Below are 1,730 nucleotides of genomic sequence, written 5' to 3' on the forward strand. Positions count from 1 at the left end.
TCTGTCGGTTGACGATCGACTCGACGGTGAACTCCTTAGTGAGATTTAGCGTCTCGTACTGTGTTTCCTCGGCAGCGGACACATACTCGACGGATTCGACGTCGGTGGTAGTGGTCTCAAGATCTCCGCTCGCGTCGTACGAATAGGTCCCGTCGCCGTTGTCAGTCCAATCGCTCGCGGGGATCGAGACGGTCTCGCCGGCGGCCGTCGTCACGTTCAGGACCGTCCCGTCGTACGGCTGCGCGGTGAGAGTGATGGTCCCACCGTCGACGCCGGTCTCGTAGGCGTCCCATGTTCCGGAGAGTTGACTCACGTCGGCCGTGAGATAGACGTCTCCGGCGAAGGTGCTCGGGTCGTAGGTCTCGCCCGATTCGATCGGTCCGTCTGACTCGTCGGTGAGGCCAATCGTCCCCGAGAGCGTCGCACCGGTCTCCGTGATTGTGACTGTGACCTCGCGCTCCGGGTCGATCGGGATATTCAGCGCGGTGAGGTCCGAGATAGCGTTAGCCTCTGACTCGTCATCTGAAAGCATTTCAGCACGTTGACGGGGCGTGATGAGTTCGGAGGTCTCTATTTCACCACTTTCAACCTCACTGTATACGTTCGTAACCCACGTCTCGATGCCGTCGCGGACGTTTTGGAACGTGGATTCGATCTGGTTGTTGAGGTCCTGCCAAACGGAGAGTTCCATGTAGGTGAACGAATCACCATCAGGTCCAGTAACATCTATTTGCATGTTGCCTTCATCGGGCCTTCCACCCCATCCGATGGGAGTACCATCGAACGAGGCATCCACACCAGACAGCGGTAACAGTTGAATCTCAGAGCCGTCGGGGAAGGTGAATAAGTCATTTTCGTTAGAAGGCTCGAACTGAACCGGTTCGTAGTTTGGATCTACGTGTGTGAAGTGGAGCTCAAAGACATCCGAAGAAGATAGGTCTGGGTGGTCAGAGATAAGAGATGCGAGCGTATCGGCCTCATTCGCAGCCTCATTCCATGTTTTCAGGAAGTTTTTGTGAACCGTGGTTTCGTAGGTGTCAATCGCGGAAGTCGCGGCATCGAGAACAGCGGACTCATCAGAGCCAGCGTTCAGTTCCTCGATGGCAGCGGTCTTGGCGTCGGTGTAAGCGGAGTTTTCAACGCCGTCGAGTATGTTGCGATTATCGACGAAGGTCGAAGCGTTCGTGGATTCGCGTGTTTTCGCGGTTTGGTAGACTTGTTGGTGTAGCGCGTCAGCAGTCAGCCCTTCGGCTGGCGGGTTCGAACCGAGAACCTCCGTCTCACGGAGTGCCCAGCCGAGACCTATCGGCCCACCGACGACCGTCGTTGCCGCGATCGTCCCCACGTCGCCCCAGTCGATCGCCGCCGCCGGCGCCGCGGTCGAACCGATAGCGCCGACTCCAGCGACGGCGCCGATCCCGACGGCCGTCGCTCGCATTACCCCCCGTCGCGTGTATCCTTCGGAATCTGGTTGTGTTGCGGTCATCAGTCACCTTTCATTAGCAAGACGGCCGCGAGCACCACGACGACGAGCCCGACCGCGCCGGCGTCGCCGCCGGGCAGCCCTCCGCCGGCACCGCCACTAGTCCGCTGAAGCGTTCCCCAGTCGGTCGAGGTGATGAGGTCCGCGTCGTCGGCGGTCGCGACGGTTGCCGTGAGACGCAGCTCGTCGAAGTCCCGATCGGAGTCGGTGAGCGTATAGTCGAAGCTCTCGGTCGCGCCGGCGTCGC

At 59.8% G+C, this 1,730-nt stretch carries 2 protein-coding genes; both read right to left on the reverse strand.

The annotated features are described in order from the left end of the window. Nucleotides 1–1,438, reverse strand: a 1,438-nt coding sequence (locus tag DVK07_RS19070; RefSeq protein ID WP_121598468.1) for a hypothetical protein, incomplete at its 3' end; no start/stop codon positions are given. 47 nt (nucleotides 1,439–1,485) lie between these two features. Continuing rightward, the coding region (locus DVK07_RS22800; RefSeq protein WP_158603185.1) for a hypothetical protein at nucleotides 1,486–1,730 on the reverse strand (245 nt) is incomplete at its 5' end.

Source organism: Halorubrum sp. Atlit-26R (assembly GCF_003666015.1).
Taxonomy (GTDB): domain Archaea; phylum Halobacteriota; class Halobacteria; order Halobacteriales; family Haloferacaceae; genus Halorubrum.